Source organism: Paraburkholderia sp. UYCP14C (genome assembly GCF_004197395.1).
In the GTDB taxonomy this organism is placed as follows: domain Bacteria; phylum Pseudomonadota; class Gammaproteobacteria; order Burkholderiales; family Burkholderiaceae; genus Paraburkholderia.
Window position 1 is genome coordinate 170835 of record NZ_SELS01000008.1, and the last position, 17182, is coordinate 188016.

At 64.7% G+C, this 17182-nt stretch carries 15 protein-coding genes; 5 read left to right on the forward strand and 10 right to left on the reverse strand.

Annotated features, from left to right (window positions below; genetic code table 11):
- Window positions 1–81 precede the first annotated feature (81 nt).
- The 3 genes from EVC45_RS10255 to glpD all read right to left on the reverse strand — a co-directional run bounded on the left by EVC45_RS10255 (window position 82) and on the right by glpD (window position 4206).
- Window positions 82–768: an HAD family phosphatase gene (locus EVC45_RS10255; protein WP_129957883.1), complete on the reverse strand. Its 687-nt coding sequence runs from the start codon at window positions 766–768 to the stop codon at window positions 82–84.
- A gap of 131 nt (window positions 769–899) precedes the next feature.
- Window positions 900–2399: a glycerol kinase GlpK gene (glpK, locus tag EVC45_RS10260; protein ID WP_129957884.1), complete on the reverse strand. Its 1500-nt coding sequence runs from the start codon at window positions 2397–2399 to the stop codon at window positions 900–902.
- A gap of 259 nt (window positions 2400–2658) precedes the next feature.
- Complete coding sequence (glpD, locus tag EVC45_RS10265; RefSeq protein ID WP_373683010.1) at window positions 2659–4206, reverse strand: glycerol-3-phosphate dehydrogenase; 1548 nt, start codon at window positions 4204–4206, stop codon at window positions 2659–2661.
- A gap of 182 nt (window positions 4207–4388) precedes the next feature.
- Here glpD and EVC45_RS10270 point away from each other — a divergent pair, with 182 nt between their 5' ends.
- A complete protein-coding gene (locus EVC45_RS10270) occupies window positions 4389–4763 on the forward strand; it encodes a hypothetical protein (protein WP_211193396.1) in 375 nt (124 codons plus the stop codon).
- Window positions 4764–4824: 61 nt separating this feature from the next.
- Here the strand turns inward: EVC45_RS10270 and EVC45_RS10275 are convergent, their stop codons facing one another.
- From EVC45_RS10275 to EVC45_RS10285, 3 genes are all read right to left on the reverse strand, one after another.
- On the reverse strand, window positions 4825–5478 hold the full coding sequence (locus tag EVC45_RS10275) for a TetR/AcrR family transcriptional regulator (protein ID WP_129957885.1): 654 nt from the start codon (window positions 5476–5478) through the stop codon (window positions 4825–4827).
- A 188-nt stretch (window positions 5479–5666) separates the two neighbouring features.
- On the reverse strand, window positions 5667–5864 hold the full coding sequence (locus EVC45_RS10280) for a hypothetical protein (RefSeq protein WP_168991437.1): 198 nt from the start codon (window positions 5862–5864) through the stop codon (window positions 5667–5669).
- Window positions 5865–6172: 308 nt separating this feature from the next.
- A complete protein-coding gene (locus EVC45_RS10285) occupies window positions 6173–6952 on the reverse strand; it encodes a DeoR/GlpR family DNA-binding transcription regulator (RefSeq protein ID WP_008919600.1) in 780 nt (259 codons plus the stop codon).
- Between the two features lie 340 nt (window positions 6953–7292).
- On the opposite strand from EVC45_RS10285, the gene ggt reads away from it, so the two are divergent.
- From ggt to EVC45_RS10305, 4 genes are all read left to right on the forward strand, one after another.
- Complete coding sequence (ggt, locus tag EVC45_RS10290; RefSeq protein ID WP_129957887.1) at window positions 7293–8933, forward strand: gamma-glutamyltransferase; 1641 nt, start codon at window positions 7293–7295, stop codon at window positions 8931–8933.
- Between the two features lie 187 nt (window positions 8934–9120).
- Window positions 9121–10491, forward strand: coding sequence for an MFS transporter (locus tag EVC45_RS10295; RefSeq protein ID WP_129957888.1), 1371 nt, complete (start codon window positions 9121–9123; stop codon window positions 10489–10491).
- Between the two features lie 387 nt (window positions 10492–10878).
- Window positions 10879–11706 (forward strand): ferritin-like domain-containing protein, encoded by an 828-nt coding sequence (locus tag EVC45_RS10300; protein WP_129957889.1) that lies wholly within the window; start codon window positions 10879–10881, stop codon window positions 11704–11706.
- A gap of 111 nt (window positions 11707–11817) precedes the next feature.
- Window positions 11818–12351: a hypothetical protein gene (locus EVC45_RS10305; protein ID WP_168991438.1), complete on the forward strand. Its 534-nt coding sequence runs from the start codon at window positions 11818–11820 to the stop codon at window positions 12349–12351.
- Window positions 12352–12410: 59 nt separating this feature from the next.
- On the opposite strand, the gene EVC45_RS10310 is transcribed toward EVC45_RS10305, so the two are convergent.
- The 4 genes from EVC45_RS10310 to EVC45_RS10325 all read right to left on the reverse strand — a co-directional run bounded on the left by EVC45_RS10310 (window position 12411) and on the right by EVC45_RS10325 (window position 17032).
- Window positions 12411–14000, reverse strand: a complete 1590-nt coding sequence (locus EVC45_RS10310; protein WP_129957891.1) for a DEAD/DEAH box helicase — start codon at window positions 13998–14000, stop codon at window positions 12411–12413.
- Window positions 14001–14224: 224 nt separating this feature from the next.
- Window positions 14225–14845, reverse strand: coding sequence for a hemolysin III family protein (locus tag EVC45_RS10315; protein ID WP_129957892.1), 621 nt, complete (start codon window positions 14843–14845; stop codon window positions 14225–14227).
- Window positions 14846–14977: 132 nt separating this feature from the next.
- The gene (locus EVC45_RS10320) at window positions 14978–16279 is read right to left on the reverse strand and encodes a cytochrome c (protein WP_129957893.1); all 1302 of its coding nucleotides are present in this window, start codon (window positions 16277–16279) and stop codon (window positions 14978–14980) included.
- Window positions 16280–16300: 21 nt separating this feature from the next.
- A complete protein-coding gene (locus EVC45_RS10325) occupies window positions 16301–17032 on the reverse strand; it encodes a c-type cytochrome (protein ID WP_129957894.1) in 732 nt (243 codons plus the stop codon).
- Between the last annotated feature and the right edge of the window lie 150 nt (window positions 17033–17182).

Genomic DNA, 17182 nt, shown 5'->3' on the forward strand with positions numbered 1-17182 from the left:
CAAGTCGTAAGCGATCCCACTACGCAAAAAGCCGGTTCTTCGGAAGAAGAACCGGCTTTTTTACTGGCCTCGTAGAAACCGCTACGACTGCACGTCGCCGAACTCGCCGCGCACGCCCGCCTCGACGAGCGCCGGCAATTCATCCATGTGCTTCATGATTCGCGTGATGCCCATCGCGCGCAGCGCATCCGCGTAGCCATCCGGAATATGACTCGCGCCGACGAATGCGATCGTCTTCATGCCCGCCGCGCGCGCAGCGTTCAAACCCGCGACGCTGTCCTCGACGACGAGGCAGCGCGCCGGCTCAATGCCGAGCGTCGTGGCCGCGAACACATAGACGTCGGGATATGGTTTCGGCCGCGCGACCTGCTCGGCGCTGAACACGCGCTCGCCGAAAATCTGCTGCAAACCGGCGCGCCGCACCGATGCGGCGACCCGCGTCATGCGGCTGTTCGACACCACCGCGGCCGGCAGCGTCACGCGTTGCAGCGCGTCGCGCACGCCGTGGATCGGACCGAGCGACGCGGCGAGCGCGATCTCGACGTGGTGCTCGATCGTATCGAGGAAGTCCGCGGGCAGCGTGATGTCGAACTGCTTTTCGAGGCCGGCAAGAAAGCGCGAGGTTTGCTGGCCGAACGCGGTTTTGACGACCGGGGCGAAATCGAGGCCGGGGAAGGTGGCCGTCAGCGTGTCGAACATCACGCGATCGGCGATGACTTCACTGTCGACGAGCACGCCGTCGCAGTCACAGATGAGGTGGTCGATCATGCCTGAGAAGCGGTAAGCGCAAGGCGCGCGGGCGGCGGGTTGCGGGCCCGCTCACCGGGGTGAAAAGCGTCATCATACGTGCTTTCGGAGCTCGTCCTTTGGGCGTTCCGCGCGCCCGTGGCCTTGCCGCCTTACGGCGTGTCGGCCCAGGCCTTCGCCGCGCGGATCGCGCGCTGCCAGCCGTCAAGGCAGGTTTTGACTTCCGCGTGCGGCAGCGCCGGCGTGAAGCGATGTTCGAGCTTCCATTGGCTTTTCAGTTCGTCGATGTCCTTCCAGTAGCCGACCGCGAGACCGGCCAGATAGGCGGCGCCGAGTGCGGTCGTCTCCGACACCTGGGGGCGCACGGTGTCGACGCCGAGAATGTCGGCCTGGAACTGCATCAGCAGATTGTTCGCGCAGGCGCCGCCATCCACCCGCAACTCGCCGATGCGAATACCCGAGTCGGCTTCCATCGCCTTCAGCACATCGAGCGATTGATACGCGATCGAATCGAGCGCCGCACGGGCGATATGCGCGGAGGTCGTGCCGCGCGTGACGCCGAACAGCGTGCCGCGCGCATGCGCATTCCAGTGCGGCGCACCGAGCCCGGCGAACGCGGGCACGAGATACACGCCGTCGCAATGGGGCACGCCGCGCGCGAGCGTTTCGATTTCCGCCGCGTTCTTGATGATGCCGAGGCCGTCGCGCAGCCACTGCACCACCGCGCCGGCGATGAAGATGCTGCCTTCGAGCGCGTAGTCGATACGATCGCCGATCTGCCACGCGATCGTCGTGACCAGATTGTTCTTCGACTCGATCGGTTGGCTGCCGGTGTTCATCACGAGGAAGCAGCCGGTGCCGTAGGTGTTCTTCACCATGCCGGACTCGGTGCACATCTGGCCGAAGAGGGCCGCGTGCTGGTCGCCGGCGATGCCCGCGAGCGGAATCTTCGACGCGAACACGGTGGTCACCGTCGGTCCGTACACCTCCGACGACGGCCGTACTTCCGGCAGCATGCTGCGCGGAATGTCGAGCGCGGCGAGCAACTCGTCGTCCCACTTCAGCGTGCGGATGTTGAACAGCATCGTGCGCGACGCGTTGGTCACGTCGGTGACGTGCAGCGCGCCCTTCGTGAAATTCCACATGAGCCAGCTATCGACGGTGCCGAACGCGAGCCGGCCCTGACGCGCTTTTTCGCGCGCGCCTTCGACGTTGTCGAGAATCCAGCGGATTTTGGTCGCGGAGAAATACGAGTCGATCGGCAGACCGGTCTTCGCGCGCACCCTCGCTTCGAGACCCTGCGCCTTCAGCTCGTCGCAAAAGTCGGCGGTGCGGCGGTCCTGCCAGACGATCGCGTTGTAGACCGGGTGGCCGGTTTCGCGATCCCACACGATGGTGGTTTCGCGCTGGTTCGTGATGCCGATCGCCGCGATCGACGTGCCGTTCATGCCGGCTCGCGTGACCGCCTCGGCGGCGACGCCGGCCTGCGTCGACCAGATTTCCTGTGGATCGTGCTCGACCCAGCCCGGGTGCGGGTAGATCTGCTGGAATTCCTTCTGCGCGATCGACACGACGTTGCCGCGCCGGTCGAACAGCATCGCACGCGAGCTGGTGGTGCCTTGGTCAAGCGCGAGGACGTACTGATCCTGCATTGTCTCTTCTCCATGCATGTTGCGGATTGCCGGGTTGCTGGCCGGCGGCGCAAGCGGCGTGTTGTTGTGAGCGGGCCGCCATAGTGTGAGGGCGCGTCCCGGTGTCGTCCAGCCGAAGCTGCGAGGGGGCCGGCCGCGGGCTTGCGGGCGGCGTGCGCCGTTTCCGTCGGCTCGCGCCCGGTTGTTTCGCCCGGGATCGCGCCAAGTTGCGTTGGCTGCCGCTTTTGACGGGGAATGCCTGTTTGCCCGGTCGTGCCGCCTACGCGCTCTGCCGGGCCGGCTCGCGCGCGAACCATTCGTCGATGTCTCGCGTGACTTGCTCGAGCGTGCCCGGCGCGACGTGCAGGCCGAGCTTCGAGCGCCGCCACAGCACGTCCTGCGCGCTACGCGCCCATTCGGTATCGCGCAGATAAACCAGCTCGGCTTCGTGCAGTCCCGGCGCGAACTCGCGGCCCAGCTCGGCGCGCGAGCGCGCAAGGCCGATCACGCGATTCGCGCGTGTGCCGTACGCGCGTGCGAGCCGATGCGCGAGCGATGCCGGCAGCCACGCATGCTCGCGGGAGAACTCGCCGAGAAAGCGATTGAAGTTCGCCTGCGCGATGTCGCCGCCCGGCAGCGGCGCGCCGACAGTCCACGCGGCCGCGTCGTGGCGCAGTGCCTCGCTGAGCGTATCGACCGCTTGCTCGGCGAGCTTGCGAAAGGTCGTGATCTTGCCGCCGAACACGGACAGCAGCGGTGCTTCGGCCGCGGGCGCATCGAGTTCGAGCGAGTAGTCGCGCGTGACCGCCGACGGATTGTCCGCGTTCTCGTCCTCCAGCAGCGGGCGCACGCCCGAATAGCTCCAGCGCACGTCGGCGGGCGAGATCTTCTGCCTGAAGTAGCGGTTGATCGAATCGCACAGGTACTGCGTTTCGTTGGCGTCGATCGCGACTTGCGACGGGTCGCCGCGATATTCGAGGTCGGTGGTGCCGATCAGCGTGTAGTCGTGCTCGTACGGAATCGCGAAGATGATCCGCTTGTCGGGGTTCTGGAAGATGTACGCGTGGTCGTGCTCGAACAGGCGCCGCGTGACGATGTGGCTGCCCTTGACGAGCCGCACGCTATGCGTCGACGGCAGGCCGAGCGCGCCTTTCAGGAGCTCGCCGACCCACGGGCCCGCCGCATTCGCGATGGCCGAAGCGCGCACGTCGAGCGTCGTGCCGTCCGCGCGTTGCAGTCGCGCGCGCCACTCGCCGCCGGCGCGCTCGGCGTTGACCAGCTTCGTGCGCGTGAGGATCGTTGCGCCGCGCTCGTGCGCGTCGAGCGCGTTCAGCACGACGAGGCGCGCGTCGTTGACCCAGCCGTCCGAGTAAACGAAGCCGCGCGTGATCGACTCGACGAGCGGCGCGCCGGCCGGATGCCGGCTCATCACGATGCCGCGCGAGCCCGGCAGCAGCTCGCGCTTGGCCAGATGGTCGTACAGGAACAGACCCGCGCGGATCAGCCACGCGGGGCGCAGATCCGGCATATGCGGCATCACGAAGCGCAGCGGCCAGATGATGTGCGGCGCCGCGCGCAGCAGCGTTTCGCGCTCCTGCAGCGCCTTGCGCACGAGCCCGAACTCGCGGTACTCGAGATAGCGCAGGCCGCCGTGGATCAGCTTGGTACTCGCCGACGACGTATGCGCGGCCAGATCGTCCTGCTCGCACAGCAGCACCGACAGGCCACGGCCTGCCGCGTCGCGGGCGATACCCGCGCCGTTGATCCCGCCACCCACGACGAGCAAATCGTATTTCGTGCCTTGTGCCACCGGCTGAGTCCTCTGCATCGAATCTGGAAGTTGGGTTGGAAAGCTAATCGAACGGTTCATGTTCGTTTTCGAACTTTAATGAACATATTCGAAAAAGTAAAGTTCGCTTGATCCGAGCGAGCCCGGGCCGAATGGCCAGGGAGTGGCGCAACGTGCGGCCGCGGACGATACTCTCGGCAGCAGCCATTTCGAGGTGATGTATGCGTGGATTTTTGATGATCGGCGCGGCGGCGCTGATGGCGGGATGCGTCAGCACGCCGAGTCTGGAGGGGACGAGGGGCGCGACGTCGTTCGAGGCGTTGCAGAAGATGTGCTCGCCGCAAACCGTCGATTACGGTAGCGACGCGCAGATCGTCTACGAGACGTTTTTCGATGCCTACGTGGCGAACCGGCGCGGCCGGCTGTCGAACGACGACTTCTGCAAGTTCCAGGCATCGATTGCGCAGCGCCATGCGAGCGAGGCGGGGAGCAGCGATCCGAAGGTGCGCAACCAGTGGGTCGAGTTCTTCAACGAGCAGCGCGCACAGGCGATCAGCTGGCGTTCGGCGGTCGATCCGACTTTGCGCAGCGGATAAGCGGCGGCGGGTCGACCGACGAGCCTGCTTCTCGGGCCGCCGGCCCGCCCGGCGCCGAGGTTCACTTGTGCGGCGCCAACGCTCCGCGCCACAGCATGCGCAAAATTTGCGCGAACACGGCTTCGCGCGATGGTTGCTGCCCGCTGTCGCCGATGGACTCGGCCTGTTGCGTCGCCGGGGGCGGCAACTGGTTCGCGAGCGCGAGCATCGTGAAACCGTGCAGGCTCGTCCAGTACGCATAGCCGATCAGGCGCGGATCGCCTTCGAGAACGCCCGCCGCAACGAGCCGCTCGAAGTGCGCTTCGAGCAGACGCCACGCACGCTGCGACGCCGCGGCCAGTTCGGGGTAAGCGCCTTGCTGTTGCGGTGTCTGATCGAACATCAAACGGTAAGCGTGCGGCTCATCGAGCGCGAAGGCGACGTAGGCCCGGCTGACGGCGCTGTGATCGATGGCGGGGGCGTTCGCGGGGATGGCTTGCGCGGCCGCTTCGAGCCGCGCGGCGAAACGGTTGAACGCGGCGGCGCGGACCATCGCCAGAATCTCTTCCTTGTCGCGGAAATAGCGATACGGTGTCATCGCGCTGCAGCCAAGCTCCTTCGCCAGTTCGCGCATCGTCACGCCTTGCGCGCCGCGCGTCGCAAACGCATTTTCGGCGACGCGCCGCATGGCTTCGCGAAACTGCTGGATCTGGTCGGCGGAGAGGGTCTTGGGCATGCGCGATGGCGGGAAGTCCGTCGCGTGAATTTACTGTGTAAATGAGATGCGCACAACAAAGGGCCGCGAATGCGGCCCGCTGTCAGTTCAATGGGATGACGCGAAGTCGGAAGATGAGAGCGCGCGCGCAACCGCGAGGGCGGCGTGAACACGCCGCCAACGACTCCCGAAGCAACTGCCGGTAAAACTCAGGAATAACGTTTGATGGCCCGCAATGCGGTGTCGCCGGATTCGGTCACGCGCCATTCTTCGTTGCCAGATGCGAGGCGTTCGAGTTGCACCAGTTGGCGTTCGAGCAACGCATCGAGTTCTTCTCGGTCCATTTCGACCTGGTTGGGGGCGTCCTTGACGAGCAACAACGTGGCGAATTCATGCGGACTCAGCATCGTTCTCTCCATGTCAGCAAATCGCGGACAGCCTTGCAGTCGACCGGCAGGCCGGCGTGGCGTCCGCTACAGGATCAGGGCGGGAGGTACGGCTTACACGACAGATTCACACAACCGACGCCGTGCGAAACTCGCAACGCACGCTGGGGAACTGGAGTGTAGGCGAGCACCGATGAAACGCCAACCTGGTCCCCGTAAATTTTCCATTTGACAATTGGATGCGCGACCGGCGGTCCGGCCCCGGCGTCAAATTCTTGATTTCACTCGAAGTTTTGCGTGCACCGCAGCATGGCGGAGAATGCCTGGAATTATCCGGCAATATAGATTTGACAATTGGCGGCGCTCAGCGCTTCGGCCATGTCGGCGGGCGGTGCGGCGTCGGTGAACAGCGCGTCGATCTGCTCCAGATGTCCCTGGCGAACTAGCGCCGGGCGGCCAAACTTGGAGTGATCGGCGGCGAGGAACACGGTGCGCGCATGCTCGATGATCGCCTCGGCGACACGCACTTCGCGCGTGTCGAAATCGCGCAGCGTCCCGTCCGTTTCGATGCTCGATGTGCCGATGATCGCGAAATCGACCTTGAATTGCCGGATGAAATCGATCGCCAGTTCGCCGACGATGCCCTTGTCCCACGGCCGCACGATGCCGCCCGTCACCAGCACTTCGCAATCCGGGTAGCCGCTCATCATGCTCGCGACGTTCAGATTGTTGGTGATCACGCGCAGTCCACGGTGGCGGTTCAGCGCGCGTGCCACTTCCTCGGTGGTCGTGCCGAGGTTGATGAACAGCGACGCCTGATCGGGAATGTGAGTGGCCACCAGCGCCGCGATGCGTCGTTTCTCCTCATGGAACATGCGCTGACGCGCAGTGTAGGAGACGTTCTCGGAGCTGGTCGGCAGGCTGGCGCCGCCATGATAGCGGCGCAGCAGATTCATATCGGCGAGCCAGTTGACGTCGCGGCGGATCGTCTGCGGGGTGACGTCGAAGTGGCTCGCGAGGTCGTCCACGGTCACGAAGCCGTCGCGTTGCACCCACTCCAGCAATTCCTGTTGCCGGGCGTTGAGAGTCAGGCGGGGGTCTCGTGTCATGGGTCTCGGGGGGTGGCTATGGTGTCGGCGTGCTTTGATTCGATCATCGACCGGCCGGCCGGAAGCGGGGCCGACGAAGAGCGCGGTTGCGGCTATTGTAAGACCATCGGGCCCCTTGTCCGCCAACTGACGCAGTGCGCATAAACTTCACGCAGAGGTTTCGAATCCGCCCCGAATCCTCATTCAGGCGCGATACGCATTTATTCATTTGATAAATGAATTTGTTTTTTGGCCCGCTTCGCGATGCAATCCTGGGTTCCGCGATTTACCTGCTTTACAACCTTTCCCATGATGTCCGGCGACTTTTTCGTGCCGGCCCGCGCTTTCGAGAGTGTTCGACATGACTGGCTTCAGTAACTGGCAAAACCCCTATCCGACGCAACGTCTGCCCGTGTTCGCACGCAATATCGTGTCGACTTCGCACCCGCTCGCCGCGCAGGCCGGGCTGCGCATGCTGTGGAAGGGCGGCAATGCCGTCGATGCCGCCATCGCCGCGGCCGCCGCGATCACGGTGGTCGAGCCGGTGTCGTGCGGCCTGGGCGGCGACGCGTTCGCGCTCGTGTGGGACGGCAAGAAGCTGCATGGTCTGAACGCGTCGGGCGTGTCGCCGGCGGCGTGGAACGTCGATTACTTCAAGCGCAAATACGGCGAGGAAAACGGTCTCGCGAAGCAGCCGAAGCGCGGCTGGGATGCCGTCACGGTGCCGGGCGTGATCGCCGGCTGGGAAGCGTTGCATCAGAAGTTCGGCAAGCTGCCGTTCGCCGACCTGATGGAGCCGGCCATCGAGATCGCCGAGCGCGGTCACGCGGTGGCGAGCATCGTCGCGTACAAATGGGCGAATGCGATTCCCGAACTGAAGGACCAGCCGGGCTTCGCGCAGACCTTCATGCCGCGCGGCCGCGCGCCCGAGGTCAGCGAGCTGGTGCGCTTCCCCGGTCACGCGAAGACGCTGCGCCTGCTCGCCGAGCAAGGCCCGCGCGCGTACTACGAAGGCGAGATCGCCGAACGTATCGCCGCGTTCGCGCGTGAAGGCGGCGCCGCGCTGAACGCCGACGATCTGCGCAACTACCGCGCGGACTGGGTCGAGCCGATCGGCAAGGACTATCGCGGCTACACCGTGCATGAGATTCCGCCGAACGGCCAGGGCATCGCGGCGCTGGTGGCGCTGGGCATCCTCGAAAAGTTCGACGTGAAGTCGCTGAAGGTCGACAGCGTCGAGTCGCAGCATCTGCAGATCGAAGCGATGAAGCTCGCGTTTGCCGACCTGTACCGCTACGTCGCCGATCCGCGCTCGATGGAAGTCACGCCCGAGCAGATGCTCGACGACGCGTATCTGACATCGCGCGCGAAGCTGATCGACCCGAAGCGCGCGACGCACTTCGACTTCGGCATGCCGAAGGCGGGCGGCACGATCTACATGTCGGCTGCGGACGAAAACGGCATGATGGTCAGCTTCATCCAGTCGAACTACATGGGCTTCGGCTCGGGTGTGGTGGTGCCGGACAGCGGCATCGCGCTGCAGAACCGCGGCTGCGGCTTCTCGATGGATCCGAAGTCGCCGAACGTCGTCGAGGGCGGCAAGCGGCCGTTCCACACGATCATTCCGGCGTTCCTCACGCAGCAGGTCAACGGCCAGCAGGAAGCGGTGATGAGCTTCGGCGTGATGGGCGGCGACATGCAGCCGCAAGGCCATCTGCAAACGGTGGTGCGCATGCTCGACTACGGCCAGCAGCCGCAGGCCGCGTGCGATGCGCCGCGCTGGAAGGTCAACCGCGACTTCACGGTCGATATCGAGTCGACGCTCGACCCGAAGACCACCGAGGGCCTGCAGAAGCTCGGCCACACGATCAAGTCGGTCGACGATCCGTACATGGACTTCGGCTCCGGCCAGTTCATCTGGAAGCTCGATCGCAACGAGCCGGAGCGCGGCTACGTGGCGGCTAGCGACAGCCGCCGCGACGGACTCGCCGCCGGTTTCTAGGCCGCAACGAAACAACGCCCGGAGCCGAGGTCCGCGCAGCAACCTGGCTCCCGGCACGCAGGCAGACAACACGCAAGCCGCGGCATCCCGCATGCCGCGCTCTTGCGCGCCCGCGGCGCCCCCTCGCTGACGCAGGCGGCGCCGCACTTACAACACATATCACGCAGCAAACCAGCAGGAGACCATCATGAACACCACCGCGTCGCATGCGACGACCGCTTCCCCTCACGCCGCGCCGCTTTCGAAAGCGATGGTGCGGCGGATCGTTTTTTCGTCGTCGATCGGTAACGCGCTCGAGTGGTTCGACTTCCTGGTCTACGGCTACTTCGCGACGATCATCGCGAAACAGTTCTTCCCGATGCAGGACGAATGGTTGTCCACGCTGCTCGCGATCGCCACCTTCGGCATCTCGTTCCTGATGCGCCCGCTCGGCGCGATCGTGCTCGGCGTGTACGGCGACCGCAAGGGCCGCAAGGCGGCGCTCACGCTCGCGATCGCGCTGATGATGATCGGTACTTTCACGATGGCCGTGATGCCGCCGTTTTCGTCGATCGGTCTCCTGGCGCCGCTGCTGGTGCTGCTCGCGCGGCTCGTGCAGGGCTTCGCGGTCGGCGGCGAGTTCGGCAGCGCGACCGCGTTCATGGTCGAACACAGCGCGACGCGGCGCGGCTACTACGCAAGCTGGCAGTTCGCGAGCCAGGGTCTCGCGGCGATCACCGCGGCGGCGTTCGGTTCACTGCTGACCGCGTGGCTGCCGGCCGAGCATCTGAACAGCTGGGGCTGGCGCGTGCCGTTCGTGTTCGGTCTGCTGGTCGGGCCGGTCGGCTACTACATCCGCTCGCATCTCGACGAGACGCCCGAATTCCTCGCCATGCGTGAAGAACGCGCGGCGAGCGAGGCGGCCGGCGAGCACAAGGTCGTGAACGAAACGAAGGACGCGTCGTTCTCGAATCACTGGGTCAACCTGCTGCTCGCGATCGGCATCGTTGCGCAGTCGACGGTCGGCGTGTACGTGCTGCAGCTCTACATGCCGCTCTATGCGGTCAAGCAGCTGCATATGGCGGCCGCCGCGTCGTTCGGCGTGGTCGTGCTGAACGGCGGCATGCAGTTCATCTTCTCGCCGATCATGGGCGCGCTGTCCGATCGCATCGGCCGCATTCGCATCATGCTGACCACGTCGATCCTGATGGGCCTGCTGATCTATCCGATGTTCGCCTGGCTTCAGACCCACCCGACGATCGGCTGGCTGCTCGTGCTGCAAGGCGTCGCCGGTATCTTCAAGGCCTCTTACTCGGGACCGATGCCCGCTCTGATGTCGGAGATCTTCCCGACCCAGGTGCGCTCGACAGGCCTTTCAATCGGTTACAGCATCGGCGTGACGATCTTCGGCGGCTTTGCGCCGACCATCGTCGAAACCTTCATTCATTTGACCGGCGACAAACTCGCGCCGAGTTATTACGTGCTGCTTGCGGCGGTGTTGTCGGGCGTGTCGCTGATCATCGTCGCGCTGCGCATGCGTCGGGTGCCTGCAGTCCCGGGCGAAGTACAACCTGCCTGAGGGCGTGGGAGCCCGCTAAGGGGGCGCCGCGGGGTCAGCCGATGGACCCCGCCGATGGACCCGCCGGGCGGCACCTGCCCGGGCCGCCAACCCCGCCGGGCCTGACATCTGTACGTAAAGCCAGCCTTTTGGGCTGGCTTTTTTTTATCTCGTGCACGACGTTTTAATACGTTGGAAGATTTCGACTATCTTGGAATCGGAACTGCGTCGAGGCGGCATGGTCTGTGCTGTGTGATCTGCATGGTCGGATATCTCCGGCTAACATGCAGAGTACAAGGGCCCAACTCTAATTCACGGCGTTGTATCCGACACGCAGAAACATCATGGCGAGCGCGGGGGCAGTTGCGAAGAACTCCACGGGTCGGTACAGCATGGGAGCAAGACACGATGCACACAGAGCTGAAGCATGTCATGCCCTGGCGGATCGAGGACATCGATCTGACGCGCATTGACCGGCAGAAGGCCGCGGCCAACGAAGACCTGCTGCTGTTGCTGTGCGCGGCTTCGTTCATCGAAAGCGGCACCGATCTCTACACCAGCAATCTGAGTACGTTTTTCAACGACGACCCCGAGGTCTCGGCCTGGCTCAACCACGAGTGGGAGCCCGAGGAAATGCAGCACGGCCGGGCGCTGAAGACCTATATCGCGTATGTATGGCCCGAGTTCGACTGGGACACCGCGTTCCGCAATTTCATGGGCGAGTATTCGCTGACATGCTCGGTCGAGGATTTCGAAAAGACCCGCGCGCTCGAGATGGTCGCGCGTTGCGTCGTCGAAACGGGCACCGCGACACTGTATCGCGCGATCAACGAGTGCTCGGACGAAGCCGTGCTCAAGCAGATCACCGACAACATCCGCACCGACGAAGTCCGTCACTACAAGCACTTTTTCAAGTACTTCAAGAAGTACAACCGGATCGAGGGCAACGGCCGGCTCGCGGTGCTCGGCGCGTTGATGCGTCGTGTGATGGAGATCAAGAACGAAGATTCGGAGATCGCGTTGCGGCACGTGTTCGCGATTCGCTATCCGGAGCGCGTGCACGACTCCGCGTATAACCGCGAGCGCGCCGCGCGCATCAATAAGCTGGTGCGGCGCAATCTGTCCGCCGACATGTGCATCAAGATGCTGCTCAAGCCGCTCGATCTGCCTGCGCGCATTCAGCCTGGCGTGCATTACCCGCTCGCGAAGATCACTCAGCACGTGTTCTTTCGGTGAGCCTTCTATGGACCCGCCGAAGAGAAACAGGAAGCAAAGCCCGCTGACGCGGGCTTTGGTCTTTTAGAGGCATGATTGAGCTTTGCTGACTACTTCGACTGGACCGATGACATGAGCGATTCCTCTTCCGCATCCGGGTCCGCGCGTCCGCTCGAACAGAACGTGTTCGACGAATGGCCGGCCAACGTGCGCGCGTTGTTCGACGGTTCGTCGCTGGCGGACAAGGCGGGCTTCACCGCGTCGCTGCTGAGCGTCGATGCGAACGGCCACGTGCGCACCTCGCTGCTGAGCGTCGGCGAACTCTACGCACCCGACTCGCGCACGCTGTGCATCGCGCTATGGCCGCAGGCGCGCGCGGCGCGCGCGATCTCTCAAAGCGGGCGCGCGGCGTTGAGCTTCGTCTGCGATGAGGCGTTCTATCAGGTGCAATTGGGTGTCGCGCCGCTGCCTGGCGTTACCGGCGACGACAGCGGCCTCGTCTATCTGCTCGGCTCGATCGACACGGCGGAGGCGCAAAGCGTCCGTTATGCGCGCCTGACGGGCGGCATCACATTCGAGTTGCAGGGGGAGGGGAGTGAGGTGCTCGAACGATGGGAACAGCAGGTCGAGCATTTGAAGCGGGCCGCCGCCGCGAGCAGCCGTTAGTCTTCGAGCAGTGAAGCGCTAACGGCTGATCGAACGGCAGCCTTCAGACACAGCGACGCTTAACGGCCGCGCTCGCCGTTGCGCGACGGTTGCGCGCTGCGCGGCGCATCGTTGCGCTTCGCACCGCCGCCGAGCAGTGCGCCCGGATTGCCGCCGTTGTGCGAACGATTGCCCTGCGGCTTGCGCGGGGCATGATGCGCGGCACCGCCATCATGTGCCGCCGTGCGCGGGCGATCGTCGTGACGCTGCGCCTCGCGACGCGGCTGCCCACCGTTGCCGGCCGGCTTCGCGCCTTGCGGGCGCGGAGCGGGCTGACCGTTCGATGCACGCTGACCCGTGCCCTGTCCCGAACGCTGAGCGGAGCCTTGAGCCGCGCTTTTTGCCGGCTTCGCCGATGCGCCGCCACCCGCACCCGCGCCATCACGACGCCCCGTAGCTTGTCCCTGGCGCGGCGAACGCCCGCCGCCGCCGCCCTGGCCGCGTCGCTGGATCGGCTCAGGCTTCGCGGTCGGGTCCGGCTCGAAACCGGCGATCACTTCCTGCGGGACCGGACGCTTGATCAGCTTCTCGATGTCCTTCAGCAACTGCAGTTCGTCGACGCACACGAGCGACACCGCCTCGCCCGTCGCGCCCGCGCGCCCGGTGCGGCCGATGCGGTGCACGTAGTCTTCCGGCACGTTCGGCAGATCGAAGTTGACCACGTGCGGCAGTTGATCGATATCGATGCCGCGTGCGGCGATGTCGGTCGCGACCAGCACTTGCAGCGTACCGTCCTTGAACTCCGCGAGCGCGCGCGTGCGCGCCGACTGGCTCTTGTTGCCGTGGATCGCGAGCGCGCTGATGCCGTCCTTCGTCAGCTGCTCGGCGAGGCGATTCGCGCCGTGCTTGGTGCGCGTGAACACGAGCACCTGGAACCAGTTGTGCTGACGGATCAGATGCGTGAGCAGCTCGCGCTTGCGGTCGCGATCGACCGGGTGAATCTTCTGCGCGACCGTTTCGGCGGTCGTATTGCGGCGCGCGACTTCGATCAGCGCCGGCGAGTCGAGCAGGCTGTCGGCGAGCGCCTTGATCTCGTCGGAGAAGGTCGCCGAGAACAGCAGGTTCTGACGCTTCGGCGGCAGCTTCGCGAGCACGCGCTTGATGTCGTGGATGAAGCCCATGTCGAGCATGCGGTCGGCTTCGTCGAGCACGAGGATCTCGAGATGCGACAGGTCGATGGTCTTCTGCTGCATATGATCGAGCAGACGGCCCGGCGTCGCGACGACGATATCGATGCCGCGCTTCAACGCATCGATCTGCGGATTGATGCCGACGCCGCCGAACATCACGGTCGACTTCAGCTTCAGATATTTGCCGTACGCACGCACGCTTTCTTCGACCTGGGCGGCCAGTTCGCGCGTTGGCGTGAGGATCAGCGCGCGCACCACGCGCTTGCCGCCGGCCGCCGGCGACATCGAATCGAGGCGCTGCAGGATCGGTAGCGTGAAACCGGCGGTCTTGCCGGTGCCGGTTTGCGCGCCGGCGAGCAGATCGCCGCCGTTGAGCACGGCCGGGATCGCCTGAGTCTGGATCGGAGTCGGGCTGGTGTAGCCGAGTTCATTGACAGCACGGACCAGCGGTTCGGACAAGCCGAGGGAATCAAAAGACATAAAAGCTCTTTGCAATGCAGTTTCGCGAACGGCCCCGCTGGGCCCAACGGACCCCAACGCGGAAAACCAGCGCGGCATCGACACGCCCGCATGGCGTGTGCGAGGCCGAAGCCCGGTTCCGTTCACGGAGAAATCGGCGGCACGCTCACAGATGTGCCGAATGTTTCAACGCGCTATGCAGACACGTCGACTGGCCTTAAGTTGCAATTCGTCGCCGTGGAATGTCACGCGACATAGCGCGCGACACTGACGAATTGACACAGACTGCCCGCCAGTACGAACAGGTGCCAGATACCATGTCCGTGGCGGATGCGCTCGTCGTTGATGAAGAAATAGATGCCGGCGCTATAGATGACGCCGCCGGCCACGAGCCACGCGGTCCCCGCGGCCGGCAGAGCCTGCACCAGCGGGTGGACGGCTACGAGCGCGAGCCATCCCATCAACACATACAGCACCATCGACACGCTGCGGGTGCGTCGCCCGAGCGTGAGTTCCTGCACGATGCCGAGGGCAGCGAGCCCCCAGCTCACGCCGAAGAGCGACCAGCCCCACGGTCCACGCAACGTGACGAGCGTGAACGGCGTGTAGCTGCCGGCGATCAGCAGGTAGATCGCCGAATGATCGCATTTCTGCAGAATCGACTTCAGACGCGGATGACTGACGCTGTGATACAGCGTCGAAATCGCGTACAGCACGAACAGCATCGCACCATACACGCTGAAGCTGACGACCTTGTACGCGTCGCCGTCGAGCGCGCCCATCGTGACGAGCGCCGCCAGCCCCACCACCGACAGCACGGCGCCGACGAGGTGGGTGATGCTGTTCAAACGCTCACCAAAGGGCACGACTCTTTCCTCCTGCACGGTCCCGCGAAGGCGACCACCAACACAAACAGGCCCACATGATACCGGTCCTGAAAAAACGAAGGGCGCGGCCGCGAATTTCGCAGGCCGCGCCCGGGGTGCGTCAAACCCTGCTTAGTCGAGCGGCGCCGAACGCAGCTCGGCCACTTGCTGCGGCGACACGGCCGTGCCGTGGTTGCCCCAGGACATACGGATGTACGTCACGACCGCCGCGACTTCCTGATTCGACAGAGCCTGCGCGAACGGCGGCATGCCGTACGGGTGCGGGTTCGCTTCCGTGCTCGGCGGATAACCGCCGTTCAGCACCATGCGGATCGGGTTGACCGCCGACGGCATCTGGATCGACGGGTTGTTCGCGAGCGGCGGGAACGCCGGCGGCTGGCCGAGACCATTTTCCGCGTGGCACTTCGCGCAGTTGTCAGCGTAGATCTTCTGACCTTGCTTCAACAGTTCGCCGCCGAACTTTTCCGAGGTTTCGAGCTGCAGCTGTTCCGGTGCTTCGCTCTTCTGCGGAATCGTCTTCAGATACGTCGCCATCGCGTTGATGTCTTCGGTCGACAGATACTGCAGGCTGTTGTGAACCACTTCGGCCATCGGACCGAACACCGCGCCGCGGTTCGACACGCCGGTCTTCAGCAGATCGGCGATGTCCTTCAGGTCCCAGTCGCCGAGGCCGGCTTCACGGTTCGACGTCAGCGAGGGCGCGTACCAGTTCTGCAACGGAATCAGACCGCCCGCGAACGCCGCCGAGTTGACCGGGCCGCCCATCGCGTTGATCGACGTGTGGCACATGCCGCAGTGGCCGAGGCCTTCGACCAGATACGCACCGCGGTTCCATTCGACCGACTTGGTCGGATCCGGCTTGAACTCGCCTTCACGGAAGAACAGCGTGCGCCAGCCGATCAGCATGTTGCGCTGGTTGAACGGGAATTTCAGTTCGTGCGGACGGCTCGGCACGTTGACCGGCGTGACCGAGCGCAGGTACGCGTAGATCGCGTCCGAGTCGGCGCGCGTGACCTTCGTGTAGCTCGTGAACGGGAAGCCCGGATAGAGCAGGCTGCCGTCTTTCGAGCGACCGGTGTGCATCGCGCGATAGAAGTCGTCCTGGGTCCACTTGCCGATGCCGTACTGGTCGTCAGGCGTGATGTTCGGCGTGAACATCGTGCCGAACGGCGTGGCCATCGGCAGGCCGCCCGCGAACGGCTGGCCGCCGCGCACCGTGTGGCAGGCGATACAGTCGCCGGCGCGGGCGAGGTACTCGCCCTTCTTGATCAGGTCGGCCTGGTCGGCGGGCGTTGCCGCCACGGCCACGCCGCTGCTATGCAGATGGTCGCCGCCCGACCACAGGACGGGAACGAGTGCGGCGGCCGCGACCACGACGACTGCCGAGAGGGCGAACAAAGACTTGCGTTTCATTTGAATGTCTCTCCCGGCGCCTTATTGCGGTTCGCTGCCGCAGGCAAGCGGAGTCTTCAAGGAGCGGGCCGGAGCCGGCACGGGGTTTTGCGGAGCCTGCTGCGTGGAAAGCCAGGCCGCGACGGCGTTCACGTCTTCGTCGGACAGGCGCGTCGCGATGGTGTGCATGCAGTCCGGCGCGATTGCGCGACGCGTGCCCGAACGCCATGAGCCGAGCTGCGCGCTGATGTAGTCGGCATGCAGGCCGACGAGACCCGGGATTGCCGGTTCCATACCGGTCAACGCCTTGCCGTGGCAGGCCGCGCAAGCGGGCACCTGCTTCGCGGCATCGCCGTGCAGCACGATCTCCTGACCGCGTGCGAGCGTGGCGGGCGAGACCGTCGGCTTGGCCGGCGTCGGATACGGCGGGCGCTGCTGCGAGAAGAACGTGGCGATCTGATGCAGGTAGTCGTCGGAAAGATACGTGACGAGGTAGTTCATCGGCGGGTACTTGCGGTGCCCATCACGGAAATTCTGCAGCTGATTGAACAGATATCCCGCCGGCTTGCCCGCGAGACGCGGGAAGTAGTCGTTGTCGGTACCTTGCCCATGCGAGCCGTGGCAGGCCGTGCAGCCTTGCACGCGCGCTTCCATCGTGTCGGGGGCCTTCGGTTGGGTCTGCGCTTTCGCAGCGCTATAGACACCCGCGGAGCCGATCAGCAGAAGGGCAAGCAACGGGCGGAAGAGGCGTCTTGAAGACACGCGTAACTCCATCAGAATCGGGGACCTGACCGAACTTCGGGCGGCTCGGTGTGAAGGACAGCCGTCGCTGCGGCGACGCAGCATTCTATCATCGAAGGGTGATGGTGACTATTTGCCGCATTAGATGCGGATTCAGGTGTGACCGCCATGCGACAGTCTGTA

Bases quoted from the DNA above. Each gene is read 5' to 3' on its own strand.
- EVC45_RS10255 (WP_129957883.1), bottom strand. From the start codon at position 768: ATGATCGACCACCTCATCTGTGACTGCGACGGCGTGCTCGTCGACAGT.
- glpK (WP_129957884.1), bottom strand. From the start codon at position 2,399: ATGCAGGATCAGTACGTCCTCGCGCTTGACCAAGGCACCACCAGCTCG.
- glpD (WP_373683010.1), bottom strand. From the start codon at position 4,206: ATGCAGAGGACTCAGCCGGTGGCACAAGGCACGAAATACGATTTGCTC.
- EVC45_RS10270 (WP_211193396.1), top strand. From the start codon at position 4,389: ATGCGTGGATTTTTGATGATCGGCGCGGCGGCGCTGATGGCGGGATGC.
- EVC45_RS10275 (WP_129957885.1), bottom strand. From the start codon at position 5,478: ATGCCCAAGACCCTCTCCGCCGACCAGATCCAGCAGTTTCGCGAAGCC.
- EVC45_RS10280 (WP_168991437.1), bottom strand. From the start codon at position 5,864: ATGCTGAGTCCGCATGAATTCGCCACGTTGTTGCTCGTCAAGGACGCC.
- EVC45_RS10285 (WP_008919600.1), bottom strand. From the start codon at position 6,952: ATGACACGAGACCCCCGCCTGACTCTCAACGCCCGGCAACAGGAATTG.
- ggt (WP_129957887.1), top strand. From the start codon at position 7,293: ATGACTGGCTTCAGTAACTGGCAAAACCCCTATCCGACGCAACGTCTG.
- EVC45_RS10295 (WP_129957888.1), top strand. From the start codon at position 9,121: ATGAACACCACCGCGTCGCATGCGACGACCGCTTCCCCTCACGCCGCG.
- EVC45_RS10300 (WP_129957889.1), top strand. From the start codon at position 10,879: ATGCACACAGAGCTGAAGCATGTCATGCCCTGGCGGATCGAGGACATC.
- EVC45_RS10305 (WP_168991438.1), top strand. From the start codon at position 11,818: ATGAGCGATTCCTCTTCCGCATCCGGGTCCGCGCGTCCGCTCGAACAG.
- EVC45_RS10310 (WP_129957891.1), bottom strand. From the start codon at position 14,000: ATGTCTTTTGATTCCCTCGGCTTGTCCGAACCGCTGGTCCGTGCTGTC.
- EVC45_RS10320 (WP_129957893.1), bottom strand. From the start codon at position 16,279: ATGAAACGCAAGTCTTTGTTCGCCCTCTCGGCAGTCGTCGTGGTCGCG.
- EVC45_RS10325 (WP_129957894.1), bottom strand. From the start codon at position 17,032: ATGGAGTTACGCGTGTCTTCAAGACGCCTCTTCCGCCCGTTGCTTGCC.